18 protein-coding genes and 1 riboswitch are annotated in these 16,447 nt (G+C 42.5%); of the genes, 6 read left to right on the top strand and 12 right to left on the bottom strand.

Features of this window, described 5'->3' with window-relative positions; all coding sequences use genetic code 11:
* Window positions 1-4: 4 nt before the first annotated feature.
* Genes ACETMN_RS16710 through ACETMN_RS16700 form a run of 3 tightly spaced genes read right to left on the bottom strand, consistent with a single transcriptional unit; the run spans window position 5 to window position 1,603 of the window.
* Complete coding sequence (locus ACETMN_RS16710; protein ID WP_411734792.1) at window positions 5-712, bottom strand: alpha/beta fold hydrolase; 708 nt, start codon at window positions 710-712, stop codon at window positions 5-7.
* A gap of 39 nt (window positions 713-751) precedes the next feature.
* Window positions 752-934, bottom strand: a complete 183-nt coding sequence (locus ACETMN_RS16705) for a hypothetical protein (RefSeq protein ID WP_256975431.1) — start codon at window positions 932-934, stop codon at window positions 752-754.
* Window positions 935-991: 57 nt separating this feature from the next.
* On the bottom strand, window positions 992-1,603 hold the full coding sequence (locus tag ACETMN_RS16700) for a DUF2239 family protein (RefSeq protein WP_091020991.1): 612 nt from the start codon (window positions 1,601-1,603) through the stop codon (window positions 992-994).
* 142 nt (window positions 1,604-1,745) lie between these two features.
* On the opposite strand from ACETMN_RS16700, the gene ACETMN_RS16695 reads away from it, so the two are divergent.
* A complete protein-coding gene (locus ACETMN_RS16695; RefSeq protein WP_091021030.1) occupies window positions 1,746-1,928 on the top strand; it encodes an IS3 family transposase in 183 nt (60 codons plus the stop codon).
* A gap of 238 nt (window positions 1,929-2,166) precedes the next feature.
* Here ACETMN_RS16695 and ACETMN_RS16690 read toward each other — a convergent pair whose 3' ends face one another.
* The 6 genes from ACETMN_RS16690 to ACETMN_RS16665 form a co-directional block, all read right to left on the bottom strand.
* Window positions 2,167-3,006 carry a type II CAAX endopeptidase family protein gene (locus tag ACETMN_RS16690; RefSeq protein WP_143786605.1) on the bottom strand — a complete coding sequence of 280 codons (840 nt, stop codon included), beginning with the start codon at window positions 3,004-3,006 and terminating at the stop codon, window positions 2,167-2,169.
* A 548-nt stretch (window positions 3,007-3,554) separates the two neighbouring features.
* Window positions 3,555-3,701, bottom strand: coding sequence for a hypothetical protein (locus ACETMN_RS16685; RefSeq protein ID WP_165789879.1), 147 nt, complete (start codon window positions 3,699-3,701; stop codon window positions 3,555-3,557).
* 200 nt (window positions 3,702-3,901) lie between these two features.
* The gene (locus tag ACETMN_RS16680; protein ID WP_091020989.1) at window positions 3,902-4,984 is read right to left on the bottom strand and encodes a nucleotidyltransferase domain-containing protein; all 1,083 of its coding nucleotides are present in this window, start codon (window positions 4,982-4,984) and stop codon (window positions 3,902-3,904) included.
* 156 nt (window positions 4,985-5,140) lie between these two features.
* Window positions 5,141-5,407 carry a CD3324 family protein gene (locus ACETMN_RS16675; RefSeq protein ID WP_091020988.1) on the bottom strand — a complete coding sequence of 89 codons (267 nt, stop codon included), beginning with the start codon at window positions 5,405-5,407 and terminating at the stop codon, window positions 5,141-5,143.
* 332 nt (window positions 5,408-5,739) lie between these two features.
* Complete coding sequence (gene tenA, locus ACETMN_RS16670) at window positions 5,740-6,402, bottom strand: thiaminase II (RefSeq protein WP_091020987.1); 663 nt, start codon at window positions 6,400-6,402, stop codon at window positions 5,740-5,742.
* A 113-nt stretch (window positions 6,403-6,515) separates the two neighbouring features.
* Window positions 6,516-6,613: riboswitch (TPP riboswitch) on the bottom strand.
* Between the two features lie 207 nt (window positions 6,614-6,820).
* On the bottom strand, window positions 6,821-9,493 hold the full coding sequence (locus ACETMN_RS16665; RefSeq protein ID WP_091020986.1) for an endo-1,4-beta-xylanase: 2,673 nt from the start codon (window positions 9,491-9,493) through the stop codon (window positions 6,821-6,823).
* Window positions 9,494-9,980: 487 nt separating this feature from the next.
* Between ACETMN_RS16665 and ACETMN_RS16660 the strand changes: the two genes are divergently transcribed.
* Window positions 9,981-10,364 carry a collagen-like protein gene (locus tag ACETMN_RS16660; protein ID WP_179198701.1) on the top strand — a complete coding sequence of 128 codons (384 nt, stop codon included), beginning with the start codon at window positions 9,981-9,983 and terminating at the stop codon, window positions 10,362-10,364.
* 70 nt (window positions 10,365-10,434) lie between these two features.
* Here the strand turns inward: ACETMN_RS16660 and ACETMN_RS16655 are convergent, their stop codons facing one another.
* On the bottom strand, window positions 10,435-12,174 hold the full coding sequence (locus ACETMN_RS16655) for an ABC-F family ATP-binding cassette domain-containing protein (RefSeq protein ID WP_091020984.1): 1,740 nt from the start codon (window positions 12,172-12,174) through the stop codon (window positions 10,435-10,437).
* A 307-nt stretch (window positions 12,175-12,481) separates the two neighbouring features.
* On the opposite strand from ACETMN_RS16655, the gene ACETMN_RS16650 reads away from it, so the two are divergent.
* Window positions 12,482-12,886: a VOC family protein gene (locus ACETMN_RS16650; protein ID WP_091020983.1), complete on the top strand. Its 405-nt coding sequence runs from the start codon at window positions 12,482-12,484 to the stop codon at window positions 12,884-12,886.
* A 170-nt stretch (window positions 12,887-13,056) separates the two neighbouring features.
* On the opposite strand, the gene ACETMN_RS16645 is transcribed toward ACETMN_RS16650, so the two are convergent.
* Both ACETMN_RS16645 and ACETMN_RS16640 read right to left on the bottom strand, forming a co-directional pair.
* Window positions 13,057-13,248 carry a hypothetical protein gene (locus ACETMN_RS16645; protein WP_411734791.1) on the bottom strand — a complete coding sequence of 64 codons (192 nt, stop codon included), beginning with the start codon at window positions 13,246-13,248 and terminating at the stop codon, window positions 13,057-13,059.
* Window positions 13,226-13,363, bottom strand: a complete 138-nt coding sequence (locus ACETMN_RS16640; protein ID WP_411734790.1) for a hypothetical protein — start codon at window positions 13,361-13,363, stop codon at window positions 13,226-13,228. The genes ACETMN_RS16645 and ACETMN_RS16640 overlap by 23 nt, the downstream gene beginning before the upstream one ends.
* 467 nt (window positions 13,364-13,830) lie before the next feature.
* Here ACETMN_RS16640 and ACETMN_RS16635 point away from each other — a divergent pair, with 467 nt between their 5' ends.
* The 3 genes from ACETMN_RS16635 to ACETMN_RS16625 all read left to right on the top strand — a co-directional run bounded on the left by ACETMN_RS16635 (window position 13,831) and on the right by ACETMN_RS16625 (window position 16,348).
* Window positions 13,831-15,597, top strand: a complete 1,767-nt coding sequence (locus ACETMN_RS16635; protein ID WP_091020982.1) for a methyl-accepting chemotaxis protein — start codon at window positions 13,831-13,833, stop codon at window positions 15,595-15,597.
* Between the two features lie 225 nt (window positions 15,598-15,822).
* Complete coding sequence (locus ACETMN_RS16630) at window positions 15,823-16,074, top strand: (4Fe-4S)-binding protein (RefSeq protein ID WP_091020981.1); 252 nt, start codon at window positions 15,823-15,825, stop codon at window positions 16,072-16,074.
* Window positions 16,067-16,348 carry a GNAT family N-acetyltransferase gene (locus tag ACETMN_RS16625; protein ID WP_036615433.1) on the top strand — a complete coding sequence of 94 codons (282 nt, stop codon included), beginning with the start codon at window positions 16,067-16,069 and terminating at the stop codon, window positions 16,346-16,348. Before ACETMN_RS16630 ends, ACETMN_RS16625 begins: the two co-directional genes overlap by 8 nt.
* Window positions 16,349-16,447: the final 99 nt, after the last annotated feature.

Raw genomic sequence — 16,447 nt, 5'->3', positions numbered from 1 at the left:
ACCTTCACTTTTTTGCAAGTTGTGGACGACGGTCTCCAGAAACTGCAATAGCTGCAATTTGCCGCCCAATACTCCCCGGATCATAAGCTCGCTGAACCTCTTCTCGAATCATTAAACGATATTCGTTCTCTTCAAATGGATAACCCGTACCCGCAATACGTGTGGCAAAAGCTACACTATGAGCTAAGTACATAGCTTCATCCTTCATCGGGTTTGGTGCTGGCCGAGTCATTAACGCCATTACATCAGGCGATGTTGGTGGAAGTTCGGGATTTCCTGTTGTTGACATGATGGAAGTAAGCGAGAGAACACGTTCCGGATATCGGCTGGCAACAAGCTGGGCAATTATGCCGCCCATCGAACGTCCAACGACATGTGCATTTTTTATCCCCAGGGCATCTAACAATCCAATTGTATCATCAGACATGTCATCAAGTGTGTATGGAATAACCGGGAGTTGTCCCGACATGAGTGTTTTAGCAAGTGTTTCAAAATCCAATGTGTCGTGATGGCTAAAGTGTGTGGATAGACCCGTGTCCCGATTGTCAAAACGAATTACTCTATATCCCCGGGTCGCCAGCATTTCACAAAATGGAACGGTCCAACGGATCATCTGGGTACCGAGCCCCGCGATCAACAGAATGGTTTCATCCGTTTCGCTGCCATAACTGTCATAGGCGAGTTCTATGCCGTTGGCTCTTAACATATTCATTGTTATGTTCTCCTTAAACTTAATTTTATGGTAACTCTGTTATGGGCAATAGTCGAGAATCTTCAATGGCGGCAGTTCGCCGTCCAGTCCCTTCCAAGTAGGATACATGATTTGAAAAGGCCAGGAACGACGCTGTGTTGCTCTGACGAACATGACAAAATCCCAATGTTCAGTTTCGGGACCAGTTTTAGTCGGTTCAATGTAACGAGATGATTCAGTCACGTTACATACCCCACTTTCCTTCTTTATCTGCTGTTGTGAACGTCGTTTAAGTGGTTATTAACTCTCTTCCTGTATGAATGCACCCTTGGCTAAAGTCTTAATATAGTCTCTGATATCGGGTGTCCAATCATCAATTAATCCGTAAAAGTGATCTTTATTCCCGGCATACAGTGCTCTCAAAGCCTCCTCATATTGAGGGAAATCGCCCGCCATTGCAGTCATAAAATGATAACTTGCTTCTTGTGCGGCGCGAACTTTACTTTCGTTCTCTCCCAAGCGGCGAGCTTCATCAACCAATTTTCGCAGCGTTACGGAGGCTCCTCCGGGTTGAGCTTTAAGCCAGTCCCAATGTCGAGGAAGCAAAGTAACTTCACCGGACACCACTCCCAGCTTAGGACGGCCAACCCTGCGAGAGGGTTGTTCATTTTCTTTCGTATCCGATATATGTCCAGCCTGGCTGTTTAACCGCTCAAGCACCTCAGCTGTTTTTCCACGAAAATCAATATCTAGTGGTTTACCCGTCAAATCGTCAAATATAAGCAGTTGTACGAACTTACTGTCCTCCAAGGTATCTTTTACGATTCCGACAACGTAATCTAAAGTGCCTTTGGCAAAACAATCTTTCTCTAAAAAAGCAGTACAGCTTATTTGAGCAGGTGAAGCCTCCATGTTATACCTCCTTTTTCTTCCTTGCCCAATAATTATACCCGGGTAAAAAGATAAAATCAATATTACCCGGGTATAATTATTTTGTGTTAAGTTTTAATATTACAAATAGTCTGTGCTGTAAAATCCTAGTCTCGTTCAGCTCATTACAAAAGGCAGCCTGCTGGAGGCGGTATCAAGCCATACAGAAAGCTATTATCTGACGAAGTATGACACCTATGAAGATCTTCACAGCGCGGTTAAGCGGTACGTGCGCTACTATAACAACTACCGTTACACAGAGCGTTTGGGCGGTATATCACCGAACGAATACCGAAGAGCAGCATAATAAAATGCCTTAGCACGTCATCCGAGCCAAGGCATCTCAATGAAACCATTATTTTGTTTTTTTAACTGTCAACTTGACAGGGAGTAGTTCATAATCGACTGTTTTCTTGGTTTTATTGGACTAACGTTTCCCGTTAGCTCGGTTTTGATATTTTAAAGAAACGTAAATAATTCAATTTCTAAGGTTCGCCCTTTCTCTTCTATCACCAGTAGAAGGATTTTTCTGTACCCAGAGAGTATCATATACGCTGCTTATAGTCAGATTTTTTAGAAAAGATCCAGGTGGCAATCAACATCACACAAGCCACCAATATACCCGACTCACCCGTCCATAGGAAGACATTTTCTCCTTTTGTTGACTCGTCAAATGCATCTTGAATGATGGCATTCCAGGAAGCGTGAAGCAGAATTGCGGGCCAAATGCTGCCTGTGCTCAATCGCAGGTGACTAATTATGAAGTTAAAAGAACTGATGGTAATCAGGAACAGTACAATGGACAAGGCGAGTGACGGTCCCGAATAATAGTTCCCTAGCAGAATGGCCGGAATATGCCACGCTCCCCAGATCAAACCGCTTGTTAAAATGGGTTTAGGCACTCTCGCTTTGATGAGTCTGGTGAGCATGTATCCCCTCCATCCCAACTCTTCTCCCGCGCTGCTGATCACACCGATGGCCGTGCCTACGAACATTTGGTAGATAATAGATAGTACAAGGCTGACAATAAAGACATCTCCTGACTTCACATAGTCCACTAACCCCGTAACCCAGGCGAATCCGTAAGCACATAAACCAATGATAACCGGTAATAGCAACACAAATGGGATGGCCTTTAAGGTTCGTTTTCCTCCGATCCGCAGTGAAATATCCGAAAATCCTTCATGCAGTACTAAACGGGCAAATATGGAGGATAGGCCAGGTGCCCACATGAGCAGCAGACCAAACACGGGTGATACGTTTAAGGCCAGAACATAGCTGATAATCGTTAATGGAATCAGCATAGCGAAAAAAACGAATAACCCTTTCCTTGATGATTGAATCGTGCTTCCGTCCTCGGAGTTCTTTTTTCTGTCTTTTATCATATATGTACTCAATTCATACCACTCCTTTAAGTATATGTATTCCGATTAGGAGTTTAACACTGTGTTAGAATTCGCGAAACAAACCTGAGCCTAGCAACCAATCGAGACTTTAGTCTAGTTAGAATAAGACTGGAGACGGATATAGGGTCACTGATAATAAGTGTGGTAAGAACTGAACTAAACGTATACATATCTAAGCGTCAAATGGTATTGGACGAAAACGTATGTTAAGCTGCCCCCTCTTTCTCTCACGCCAAAAACGCTAGTAAATAGCTTGGGTGAGGCATTCCGCAATTGGCTAAATGAGATTCATTGGAAGGCGTTTGGAATACGAAAAAAACGCTGTTTAAGGGGCTTGTTTCAGTACAAGTACGACTGGATTTTCAAAATAGAAAATTTGCACATCAACATCTATCCGCAATCGGTACAAGTTCTTGTCCTTAGCCCAAGACCCGAACATGTACCGATAAAACAAAAAAAGTCGCTAAAATAGCGACTTTAATTGGAATATGTTCTTGTCCCGCTACAGGTTAATTAATGTCTTGCTTTCATTTAATAACTTCAACCTTTTTATCCCCTGCTGACTTCGCTACCTCTAACGTTGTTTTACCTTCAATAGCGACGATCACGCCAGTAGCCAGCATAGAAACGATTAAAGCTGCGCTGATGGCTGTCGAAATTTTCTTCTTGACCATAACCATACCTCCGATATCTATTATGTTGTAATAAGCGGCTCAAGAATATGACGAGCCGAGTGTGGCTAGATATTACAATATTTCACTTTTTTGTTGGGTAATCTACGTGGTGATTGTATTATAAACGTACTGACAATCATTGTAAAATAATTTTTTCCTTGTGTTCAATTCCCGGACTTATTACTAGCTGGAACGTAAGGTCATTGATTCATATAATGGGCATATAGTTGCTCAAAGGTTGTAAAACGTTCGACTTCTCTGCCGACCTTATCATACTCTTCTAGATATTCATCCATCACTTCAAGGAGCTTCTCTTTCATAACTGGTAAATTGCTTGCATCAAAGTATTGCATAAGTTCATATTTCTTGGTGCCTTTCTCCGTGGCCATTTCATCAAGATACTCATGTGCTCCAAAGGCCGAAAGAAAGACGTAGGAAGCATCGTTCGTTGTAACACTGTTCAAAATTTTATTGCGGTAGTTGCACCACAGTTCTTCGTATGTTCCTCCAAGATTATCAAAGGTCGGAACCGGTTTAACAATGAAGTTATCACACATCGTGCTATGTAACCTCGTAACGCTATTCAACATATTAAAAGATGTTATTCGAATATCTTCAATGGTATGAGCTTCGATGATTGACATGTATAAGGATTCGAGATCATCCGGAACATAACGAAACGAACGTATCTCTTCCAAATATCGCTTGATCCCTCGTTTAATGCACGTGTTATTCATACTCACCAAGGCATTGACTAGATTGTACAGAACCCCAGCAGATGCATATCGCACTGAACCGATATCTTCACCAAGCATCGTATTGCTGTATGCTTGCTTAGCCAGATCGATCCATTTATTTGCCCGATTAAGACACGCTTCTCCTATCGGATTCGCAAGTGCATCAAGAGCTTTTTGCTGGAATTCGTTCAATTTTTCCAAATCCTCAGGCGTTGCATAGTAGAGTATTTTTAGGTCGGTTAGGCTGGATACGTTGGAACTCTCCAAGGTGGATTGCTCTTGTATTCTTGAATCCCATGGCGTGCAATAGATATCATATCCAACGTCATCCAAGATGAAGCAATCGGATATTTCCCATCCCTTTTCTGTATTATTTATGATGACTAAATCAAGATCGCTCTTCTCGTGAAAGTCACCGGTGCTAAATGAACCAGTAAGCCCAATAATGGCGATATCCTCTAGAAAATCTCTTTTTACGCGTTCAATCACCATGTTAATGAGCAGTTCATTTTTGTCCAGCAGCTTCTTCTTTATGATTTCGTTCATTCGTTACACCTCTTTGTATGATCCGGCCGTCCTTCATCACAACAACCTTAACTTGAGTCTATCGATTTAGAGGTGCGGTTACTATGTATAAGTTGATTTAAGTCATCTTTGCACAAAATCCGCTAAACCGTCGAAACGACGAGTTAGCGGATTTCATTAGTTCTTTGTATAGACTATTTTCTTTATGCTTTCGCAGGACAAGAAATACCGACCCGCCAACTCCTCTATCCTGACTCCATTGCAGAATAAGGATTTAATCTCAGCGTTTCGAGCAGAGACCCTACTCTTGCTCTCTGTTTTCTCGCCCCATTTTAGGTGCGCCTCTTTGGGTTTTGGGATATAAACCAATTCCCCTTGAACGTATTCTTGAATGATCCGTAACAATTCTTCCGGAAAAATAGACTCGGCTTTTGAATATTTCATGGGCCTCACTCCTTATTTAATAGATCAATAAGGTGCAAAGCCAGTTAGTAGAATATTACGATTCGTCGTTGGCAATGTGATTATTCCCGGGCTCTATGCAAAGCATTGCCATATCCTTCACTGGCTTTGCATAGAGCCGTGCATGTAAGAACCCTACCCCGATTGTTTTCAATAGCCTCACCTCCATAGAAAATAGATAGTTGCTATTTGCTTATTATATCAGGGCTTGTTGTTGAAATGTTTAATCATCTCTTTTGGGGCTGACACGTTCTGATTATTCGCTGTACTCATCTTGATTAGCTGCTCTCTAATTGAATTAACTAACATTGAACTCAAGGCTCCAGCCCCCATGACATCTCCCAAAAATCAAGCTCAAAACGACTGCACATCACGAAAATATCCTCCATCCGTTGGTACGTTCCCTCGCTACAGCCTTCTAATAGTTTATCCGTTAACGTCACAAGGGATTGATTGCTGTTGTTGTATTCAGAGGAAGCATATCCTGTGATCCACTCTCCGTAAAAAGGATGCTCAGCTGCACCTGGTTTTTGAGCAAGGACTTGACCAATCTCTGCATAACTCCATGAGCAGGCCAGAATGGATACAAGTACTTCTGCTATGCCACCCGCATGGGAAACAGAGAGCATATAGTTAGTGTAAGCTGCATTTTTCAGTGCAGGTTTTACCTGAAAAACATGATCCTCTGTAATTCCTAATCGCTCCATATAAGAACGATGAATTTTCATTTCGCCATTCAAGATGTTATCTACGTTTTTACTAAAAAACTGCATCAATTTGGGATCGTGCGACTTGACGATACCTAGTGCAAATACACGGGCATAATCATACAGGTACAAGTAGTCTTGCAGCAAATAATAACGAAATTGTTCGACCGGTAAGGAACCATCTCCGATTCCTTTAACAAAGGGATGCTCGAGACATTCCTTCCACACGGGCTGTGCTGCCTGATACAGTCTCTCTGAAATAGTCAACATATGTTCCTCCAATTCATAATGTACGTATTTAAAAACAAAAAAACGAAACATCCTATGGATGTTTCGCAGACAAATACACTAAAACAAGGGGGGTTCGCATGAGCTACCCAAGTCAGCGTTTCATCGTTGCATCCCTACGTTGGCATTATCCAAATCAGGTAAGGTCGGTTTAACACCCTCTCAGCCGGTTAAGGCTCCCTCGCAAACGGTTGTATGTAGTTGATAACTTTCTTATCCCCATAAAAGAGAAAATAACATCCATTTAGTATATCAAGGGCTGTTAAATATAGTCAAGGCAGATTGTATCGCCCCTTATCACCCTTCGGTGACGTATGTAAACGATGAAAACCATCACAACAATGGTTGAGTTTTAGCCACTGTTATGATGGTTTCTATTCTTGCAATTACTGCCGATGGTTTAATGCCCGAGTTTGTTCTTTCCAACAAAAGTGATTATTCCGTACTGGGAAGTGTTTCTCCAGCTCTCATTGGTCATATCATTCCACTTGGCTACGTTCTGCTTACCTCCGCCCTGGTTGTCGTTAATTTGAAGCTCGAAACCGAGAACATTTCCAGCTTTGGGTGTCAGTGAATGTAATTGGATTCTTGCTTCTACGAGATATCCTTTATTTGTTTTCTTCACAGCACTTACAAGGCGTCCGGGTGAGGCCCCCCCTGCAAAGGTTCCCACATTGTCTGCACTGATTCTGAACTGGGCATCATCATATTGAAAATACGGTGTGCGCTGGTGATTCTCGTCCAGGAAAATCTCAACCGAATCCTGATCCCATGGGTTAATGCTGTCTGTAATGATGTTTGGATCAGTGACGTCGATCAGCAGGTATAGATACTCACCTGACCACATTGCGCGAGCCACTGCCTCTGCACCTTCGCTCTGGTTCAACCGTTTTACTTCAAATGGTACAGCCTTATTCCATGATGCGTCTTTCTTCCCATCAATCTGAACAATCCCTTGCACAGCTTGTGCAGATTTGGGCATAGGAGCAAGTTGAATCACGCCGTATTTGCTTGTATCTTGCTCCTGTGATTGTGTTCGATCATTCCAGTACAGTGGATTATAATGTTGTGCCCCACTTGCACCGCCGTCAGTCACACGGATATCCAAGCCGGCTTCATATTCTGATCCGACTTGGATACCACCCCATGGAATGGACAATTCAACCTGATATCCGACTTTTGTCTCACGTACACGATATGAACGTTGCTCCGCGCCCTCAGCTTTACCCGACCGCTTAATGATTACATGTCGGTCATCTGCTTCATATGAGGTGGTCTTGCCATTATTGAGATCAATAAAGAGTTCTACTCTGTCATTCACGTCAGCCTTCGCATCCTGAACATCCACAAGGATATATAGGTTACTTTGATCCCATAAGGTGCGGAAACTAGCTGATCCTGAAGAATCACCCTTCAGTGGAGTAGACACCGCTTTGTTCCAGAGCGGATCTTGTGACTGTTTTTTGATATCCGGTTTACCTGAAAGTGAGACGGCTCTCTGTGTCAACACAGGCAAGCTGGATTCATCCACGAGTCCCCAGTATGCTTTTTTGGCCTTCAGGGCTGAATCAAACAGCATAGCCTGGTTGTTGTAAGACTTCTCATCTTGGAGTCCCCATAAGGTAACTGAAGATATGTGATCTTTGTGTTTTTTGTACAAATCCAACAGTTCCTTATATCGATACGCCTGCTTTACCGCAACTTCATCGGACATCTCTTCACCAAATGGAATTCCGCTATCCACATCCAGTTCCGTGATCTGAATATCCAATCCAAGTTCGGCGAACATGTTGATCGTTTTTTCAATTTCGCCGATGGGCGGGGATTCCATGTTATAGTGGGATTGCAAACCCACACCATCGATGAGCCCCTTCTCTTTCAGTCGTTTGACCAACCGATACATATGCTCTCTTTTCTCAGGGATTTCCGTGAAGTATTCGTTGTAGTATAATTTGGCATCCGGATCGGCTGCACGGGCGAATTCATAGGTTTTCTCAATGTAATCCGGACCGATTAGTTCATAAAAGGGACTTTTACGTAAACCGTTGGCATCACCATTGCTATCCGCAATCGCCTCGTTTACCACATCCCAGGCATAGATCTTACCTTTGTATCGGGTCATGACGGTTTCAACGTAATCCTGAATCCGGGCAAGTAGTAATTCTCGACTCGCAGGGTTACCCTGAGGTTCCTTGAACATCCACTCTGCAGCATCAATATGCCACAACAACGCATGTGCGCGTACGCCCATACCATGTTCCTCGGCGAACTGAACATATTGATCGGCTGCCTCGAACTCATAAACACCTTCGGAAGGAGAAATGTACTTCGGTTTCATCTCATAGGTTGCGGTCAAGCTGTTAAAGTGTTTTGTGAGCAGTTGTCCATATGCGCCTTCCAACTGCCAGCGATACACCGCTGCACCAATGGGGAAATCATCTTGATACAGGTCCTCCAGAGATCGAATCCCTTCTTCAATCTCCAGTTGCTCGGCCAGAGTAAATGATACATCATCCACATAGAACGATAACGTATCTACGCTATCTTCAGAGATGTAGGGTGTTTCGATGAACAAATTCAATTCAGTGGGATCATCGCTATATTGAAATTTTCCGGTGATCTTGTGCCATGTATTCCATTCTGCTTTGGCAATCTTCACGCTGCCGATCGGGTTCCAGCTTTCGGCATTTGTTTTTTTATATGTGGTAAGCTGTAGTGTTTGATCCGTGGTGGGCTGCTGGGTAAGTCTTACATATGCCGTAATTTCGTACTCTTGGTTACGCTTAAGCAGATCCTTCATGGATAACATCGGCCCATGATAGGAACGCTCACGGTTGGCGACCAGCATACTGGACTGACCTTCGTGTGCTTCCTGCTGTGTCACTGTCAGAATTTCACTACCGACACGTGGATTCCATCCTTGAAGTGTACCGTCTTCAAAGTTTGTGCTCATATGACCTCCCTCCACTTCCGTAACTGCCTTGGCTGCATGTGAGACATTCGAAAATGGAAGCATGGCGAGTACCAGCACAAGAACCAAGGCTGTTATATTCCATCGACCTAACCGTTTCATACAATTCCTCCTCTTGATTTGGTCTAAGTATTTCTGAACGGATTAACATCCAGATAAATAGATTATAGTTCTTTGGATAGCGCTTACATATAACAAATTTCCAATAGTTATAATAAAAAGTTATCATTTGGTAATCTTGTGTGAGTTAGGAAGCTGGAAATCCAACTCTGTTTTTGCTTTGGTCCGTTATTTTTGCCGGAATTCGATTTGGATATAAAAAAGACCAAAACGATATGCCTTCCCCTACTTACATAAGGAAAATGCAAAATCATTTTGGTCATGCCTGCTTTACCAGTAACAGCCAAACACTGCTAATATTCAATTCGTTATAATAAATTAGTTAGCAATCACTTTATTCGACATTTTTCTGCAATTTAATTTGCTTGATTCGACTTGATTTTTAGCGGCCTTCTATAGGCTTCCACCCATTCCCCTGCTCAATTGCCTACATACAATACATTAGACTAATGAACAGGAGTGATGTGATATGACATTTTTACCTCCTTTTGGACCTGGTGGAGGCTTTGGCGGACCTGGGGGTCCCGGAGGACCGGGAGGACCCGGTGGAATTCCTGGTCCTCCACCGTTCCCCGGGGGTGGAGGCGGCGGACCACAAGGCGTGCAGGCACCTACCGGACCGCCACCATCATTCATTCCACAGCAACCCGCTTCGTTATATGCGGTAGATCCAAGAGCCATATCCGGTTGCCTGTTTCGTTACACATATATTTGGCCGGATCGTGGTCCCGGCTTCTGGATGTACCCGGTATTTGTAGGTAGAAATTCGGTGGCTGGCTTTCGTTGGAATGGCTTCTTCTGGCTATACACCGGCATTGATCTGCAGCGAATCAGCTCGTTTAGCTGTTTCTAGAAGTAAATCCCCCTGTATGCGGATTAATCCACATACAGGGGGATTTAGATTTATGGAATATTCACCTTGTCTAAAGCAACTTAATCAGCTTTTCTAGCACATCAACCAAACTCTTTGCAAGTTCAAAATTAGTATCTTTTAAAGCCAATTCAATTTTCATTTCAACAGACTTTTTCTTTTGTTCATTTTCTAGATAGTTTTCATCAAAATGACTCGCATAAATCATCTGTCTGAATTCTTCTATACTCATTTTACTAATCGTTTTGTCCTCGATAATTAAAACATAATCCATACCATTTACAACCGAATAGAAATCATGAGAAATCATGATAATCGCACCTTTGTAGTCCTCAATTGCTTTCTCCAATGCGATTTGGCTATAGATGTCTAAATGGCTTGTCGGTTCATCCAGAAGCAATACGTTGGCTTGACTGGCAGAAACTTTAGCCAATTGAAGCAAGTTTTTTTCTCCGCCAGATAACGATTCAATCTTTTGATCAAGGATTTCTCCTTCAAAGCCATAGTTTGGAAGATACGATCTAATTTCATCATACGTTTGAAACCCGGAATCAATGAATTCATTTAGTATGGTATTCGAATCTTTTAGCATTTCGCCTTGAACCTGAGATAAATAGGCCACTTTAACGTCGGTATTTATTTCAATGGAATCCTGATTATTTTTAAAGATTTCTCGGAGTAAAGTCGTTTTCCCGGTACCGTTAGGACCGATCAGGGCTACTTTATCTGTCGATTTGATCTCAAAGTTCACATTTTCCAAAAGCAACTCGTCAAAGGAAACGCTATAGTTATTGACGTTAACCACAACGGTGTCTTCCATTTCCTTATCGATCCCAAAACGGATATTCGGCTGTTTGATATCGACAAATGGCTCTTTTATTCGACGTGCTTCCAATCTCTCTTGAAACTTGACTCTGGCTTTTAACGCTCTTCCTCTGGAGGCTTCCGAATTATACGTGGCGATCTCTCTAAGATTGTCGATGATGTGATCATATCTCTCAATTTCTTCAGCTTCAGCAACTGCGATTTCTTGCAGTTCGATCTTAGACTGAAGCAGTGAGAAGTTATAATCGATATATCGCCCGTCAAACTCTTGGAGCTCTGTGTTTTCAAGGTGTATGATTTTGTTGAAACAATGGTTCAACAGATATCGGTTGTGCGTAACAACGAGCAGCATTCCCTTGTGGGTGTTAATCAATTTTTTAAGCGCGTTCAAGTTTTCAAAGTCTAGAAATACATCGGGTTCGTCCATAATCATGAAGTCTGGACGATTCAGCATTTCCTTCATCACTTGAATAAGTTTGAATTCCCCGCCGCTTACGGCGGATATACTAAGATCTTTGAGCTTCATGAGGTTGGCAAGGTTTAACTGTTTATTGATGTTTTTTTCGAAATTGTCCCCATCCATCGCTTCGAAGGCATCCAAAGCCAATTGAAGCTTTTCCATCAGGGAATCCATATCCGATGTGGTGGCCATCTCCGCATAAATTGCTGTAATTTCATCTTGTATCTTGATGAATTCTTCTGCGATATATTCAAAAACGGTCATTTCTTTTGTTTTGTCTACTTGCAAAAACTGACTCACATACCCAATTCTGCAATCGGGGTCTATCTCTAACTTGCCCTCGAACAAATATCGTTCCGGATCCATCAGGATATCGATCAATGTACTTTTTCCACTGCCGCTTGTTCCGATAAAAGCACAATGTTGTGCCTCTTCAAACGTAAATGAAATGTTTTTATATAGTTCCTTTTGTGGAAATGAGAAGGATAAGTTTTCAACTTTTATCATAGTGTTACCTTTCTTTATAACTAAATTGGTGGCTAGTGTTGAATATATTGTCGAACACAGACTTTTAGAGTAACACTGTTTACCACCAAGTACAATCGATTTTTAGCACGTACCCTCACTTTAAAACTCTAATACTTTCTATAGAATGATGGCTAGTGGACGGTGGTTTCTTCATAAAACACTACTGACATACTGTTGTCAGTAGTGTATTTGTATAGTTGGAGTAAGCAATTGTAAAGGAGTAGAAGTAAATACGAAGTGTTTTTGATCCAAAATGTATTACTTATTATAGGAAGGATGATATCTCGTGAATTTTGCTTCTGTGCGCATCATTACTGATGACGTGGATCGTCTCGTCGAGTTCTATGAGAAAATTATGGGTGTTTCAGCAGAACGCCCTGCACCTGTCTTTGCCGAACTCGTTATGCCATCGTGCACTCTAGCGATCGGCCACTCCCAGACGGTGCAACTATTTGGCGCTGGTTCCGCTGTGGCGGCCAACAATCGTACTGTCATTATTGAGTTCCACGTCCACGATGTTGATGCCGAATACGAGCGTTTGAAGCCGTTTGTCGATGAGTGGGTAAAGGAACCTACCACAATGCCGTGGGGGAATCGTGCTGTGCTGTTTCGCGATCCTGACGGTAATCTGGTTAATCTCTTCACGCCGATGACCGAGGAAGCAATCAAACGGTTCAATGGTAGAGTATAAAGGACAGTTGAAATGAGCAGGCACTTTTTTGTTAATCTTTATGACCAGCAGAAAGAGACCATAGTGATGAGCTATAGTCTCTTCATTTTTGTCTAAAGCGGAAGAAGTATTTTAACGGGAAATTAACAGAAGACACTCTTCTCATTTCTTACCATAGGGAGGCATGATTTCTAACGATCTCGATAAAAGCTTCCACTTGGGGAGAGATCCACTTGTTTTTGGGATCTCTCTACCGTAATTCGAGGTAACAAGGATATGCCCATACCGCTCAATATCGACTGTTTCACAGCTTCAATACTCCAGAATTCAATATTGGAAGTAATCCCGATCTGATACTCTTCAATGCATTTTGAACTCTTCAATAATAGGTGGAAAACGATAGATCAACAACGTTTCCCCAATACTGATCACGATATTACCTGTTAATTCCCATTGTGCAGCAGTCACTTCCTTAATCATATGATACAGCTCAAGCATTTTTTGGGCATGTAGCAACAATTTTTTCCCAGTCTCCGTTAAAATAACCCGCTTATCAATTCGATCAAATAAAGGGTAAGTAGCTCACTATAATGCAAAATATACTGAATCCAATAGAACAGATTTACCCGAGCTGAAGGTTCCTGTTCAAGTTCTATGGGGAGAGGAAGATGATGGCAGCCCCTCGCTTATGCAAAGAGGTTTGTCCAGGATATCCCTCATGCTTGTCTACATGTCATTCCCAAAGCTGGTGGAGCTTTTTTGGTAATGACAACGTTTCTTGATGCAAGACGTAACTTCTACATTCGGGTTGAGTGCACTGGTAGCACAAATGATCATATTCTCCTACGTATATGTATATACAAATTTAGTGTTAGTCTTCATTTCCCCCTCCAATATTACGATAAATAGTATGGGGTTATACGAATAACCATATTTACTTTATTACATCCAAGGGGGAACCGTACGTGAGACAGACTCGCAAAAAAAAGATGGATTTAAGGTTCAAACTGTATTTGATTATTCTGGTTCCGCTACTGGCTATGGGCGGTCTAATCATATGGGCCACCATCGACTCCAGTGAAAATGCATCATTAATGACCATGCAGCATAACAATCAGCAGCTGGCTGTGAATACCGCCTCTCAACTAGGTCAGGAGTCGGAATTAATTAAGACATTATCTTCTACTGCTTCAGAGGAGAGCAACGAATATAAAAGTCTTAGGGACGAACTCGTTAAAGTTAGGCTTCAATCGGGAGCCTTGTATGTTTATATGTATAACAAAACTTCAGACGGGTGGTTCTACACCGTAGATGGAGCTGATTGGGACGATACGGAATATAGCCCTTACGCGACTCCAATGGAATTTAATCCCCAGATTCAGGAACGCTTGTTACGCGGTGAAGTCGTCACAACAGGCATTGTAGATGATCCAACTTGGGGACAGCTATTGTCCTCCTTTACACCAATCAAGGATTCGCAAGGTATTGTCATTGGCTATCTGGGCATTGATATTTCTGCTGGAGCAGTGAATCAAGTCTCCGCGACATCTCTGAATAATGCATATTCGACCATAATCCCGATTTTTGTGATTGTACTGATTCTTTCTTTGATCATGATGTTATTCGTAGTACGAGGTATTCTTAGACAAGTACGCGATATTAAGTCAAGCCTCGAACAGGTTGCTGATGGGAATCTCAAAGTCGTATCCACACATATGACCAATGATCAACTCGGTGACATCAGTGATTTGATTAACATCATGGTTGCCCAATTGACGAACATTCTGATGGGAATACAGCAAGGTTCAGATACATTACAACAGTCATCAAAAGATATTTCGGAAACCGCTCAGACAAACCAGCGTCAAAGCGAAGAACTTTCCAGAGCGATTGAGGAAATTGCCATAGGTTCAATGAAACAGGCTGAAGAGACAGAACACTCCGTCCAGCATTCAGAGAATCTGAGCAAAATAATGGATGAAGTAGGTTCATATGTGAAACAGTTTACTTATACTTCAGAGCAGCTATCTTCTGTTCAAGTACAAGTTACACGTGAACATGAGGTTCTGCTTGAGAAGGGCCGAGAGAATGCCAAGCGTGTTGAGCATCAACAGGATATTTCCAGGTCTCTGACGACTCAATCCGAACTCGCTTCCTCTATTAGCGGTCAAATTCACAACATTTTAAAACAAACTCAAATACTATCCCTGAATGCTTCAATTGAAGCAGCCCGAGCTGGAGAAGCGGGTAAAGGCTTTGCAGTCGTTGCAGGTGAAATGGGACAGCTCGCTCAACAATCCGAACGTTCGATCCAGGAGATTGATGAGATCCTGGGTTCATTTGTTCAAGAGATACATCGGATGGGCAGTCATTTTGATGCGAATATGGTAGCTGTTAAGGAACAAGAGAAACAGATCGCTGATTGCCTCCAGGCATTTGGACAGGTTAGCCGCTTATCGACCGAAGTGCATGAGTTGGCTCAGAGTTTAGACAGCCGGACGATCGATATGCACTCTATTCGTCAGGAGCTGGAACAAAACCTCAGTTATATTGCTTCCGCAACCGAGGAAACTTCAGCCATGGCCGAAGAAGTCACGGCTAGTGCTGTGGAGCAGCAGCGATCGGCAAGTGAACTGTCGAACATCTCCGGGGAACTCGCCGGTCTTGCAGGCAATCTCAAATCATATTCCGATCAATTTCAGATCGAAGTGACTAAATCACAATCTCATTAAAGGTGTTGTTAGATGATGTGTGCGAGGCGGATGAGAAATACCTCTGGAAGAGAATGATCAGTATAGGACAGCATCCACCAACGTATTAGGAGATTTGTCACGTTGACTAATTAACGATTCCTCATTTATAATTCGGACATTGAGAGCCAAGCAGATACTGCTTGCCATGTAAGCCTGAACTTATAGATCTGTAAATAAACTCAACAGTGAAAGATGTGAGGAATTATGAGTAAACAAAAGTTATACTACGGCAAAGATATCGAGGTCATGTTTAATTCGGATGTCTGCATTCATTCCGGGATTTGCGTAAAGGGCCTCCCTGCTGTTTTTGATTTAAGCAAGCGTCCTTGGGTTGATCCTGATGGTGACACTTCGGAGGCCATTGCCCGGCATATTGACACATGTCCAAGCGGAGCTTTGACGTATAAGCTTCTGGACGGTGAATATTCAACAAAGAAAGAGGATGAACATGCATAACGTAGAACATGAACCTGCCAATAAAAGATTCCTTATTCAAGATAACGGTGACATTGCTGCGGTGATGACCTATGTAATCTCGAGTCCAGAGCTATACATAATTGATCACACTTTGGTGGAAAATGCTTACCGAGGACAAGGGCTTGGCGATGAACTTATCAAAGCTATGGTGGAATACGCGCGAGAAAACGGTATTAAGATTTTACCTTTATGCCCGTTTGCCAAGGGACGTTTCGAACGTATCTCTGAATACGCGGATGTTCTCCATCAATAAAACGAATATTCGCAGCTGATTTCATGTGGTTACACAACAATAAAAGGCGTCTATATCATTTTCTGAATGATATAGGCGCCTTTTTCCTTTTCCGTATCC

The sequence above is a fragment of the Paenibacillus sp. M2 genome (assembly GCF_046713495.1).
GTDB lineage: Bacteria > Bacillota > Bacilli > Paenibacillales > Paenibacillaceae > Paenibacillus > Paenibacillus amylolyticus_B.
Note: the sequence above shows the minus strand (reverse complement) of the source record. Positions and strands in the feature narration are given on the sequence as shown.

What these genes read in the sequence shown, in the direction of transcription:
- ACETMN_RS16710 (WP_411734792.1), bottom strand. Translation starts at nt 712, where the DNA reads ATGAATATGTTAAGAGCCAACGGCATAGAACTCGCCTATGACAGTTAT.
- ACETMN_RS16700 (WP_091020991.1), bottom strand. Translation starts at nt 1,603, where the DNA reads ATGGAGGCTTCACCTGCTCAAATAAGCTGTACTGCTTTTTTAGAGAAA.
- ACETMN_RS16690 (WP_143786605.1), bottom strand. Translation starts at nt 3,006, where the DNA reads ATGATAAAAGACAGAAAAAAGAACTCCGAGGACGGAAGCACGATTCAA.
- ACETMN_RS16685 (WP_165789879.1), bottom strand. Translation starts at nt 3,701, where the DNA reads ATGGTCAAGAAGAAAATTTCGACAGCCATCAGCGCAGCTTTAATCGTT.
- ACETMN_RS16680 (WP_091020989.1), bottom strand. Translation starts at nt 4,984, where the DNA reads ATGAACGAAATCATAAAGAAGAAGCTGCTGGACAAAAATGAACTGCTC.
- ACETMN_RS16675 (WP_091020988.1), bottom strand. Translation starts at nt 5,407, where the DNA reads ATGAAATATTCAAAAGCCGAGTCTATTTTTCCGGAAGAATTGTTACGG.
- tenA (WP_091020987.1), bottom strand. Translation starts at nt 6,402, where the DNA reads ATGTTGACTATTTCAGAGAGACTGTATCAGGCAGCACAGCCCGTGTGG.
- ACETMN_RS16665 (WP_091020986.1), bottom strand. Translation starts at nt 9,493, where the DNA reads ATGAAACGGTTAGGTCGATGGAATATAACAGCCTTGGTTCTTGTGCTG.
- ACETMN_RS16660 (WP_179198701.1), top strand. Translation starts at nt 9,981, where the DNA reads ATGACATTTTTACCTCCTTTTGGACCTGGTGGAGGCTTTGGCGGACCT.
- ACETMN_RS16655 (WP_091020984.1), bottom strand. Translation starts at nt 12,174, where the DNA reads ATGATAAAAGTTGAAAACTTATCCTTCTCATTTCCACAAAAGGAACTA.
- ACETMN_RS16640 (WP_411734790.1), bottom strand. Translation starts at nt 13,363, where the DNA reads ATGCTTGAGCTGTATCATATGATTAAGGAAGTGACTGCTGCACAATGG.
- ACETMN_RS16630 (WP_091020981.1), top strand. Translation starts at nt 15,823, where the DNA reads ATGAGTAAACAAAAGTTATACTACGGCAAAGATATCGAGGTCATGTTT.
- ACETMN_RS16625 (WP_036615433.1), top strand. Translation starts at nt 16,067, where the DNA reads ATGCATAACGTAGAACATGAACCTGCCAATAAAAGATTCCTTATTCAA.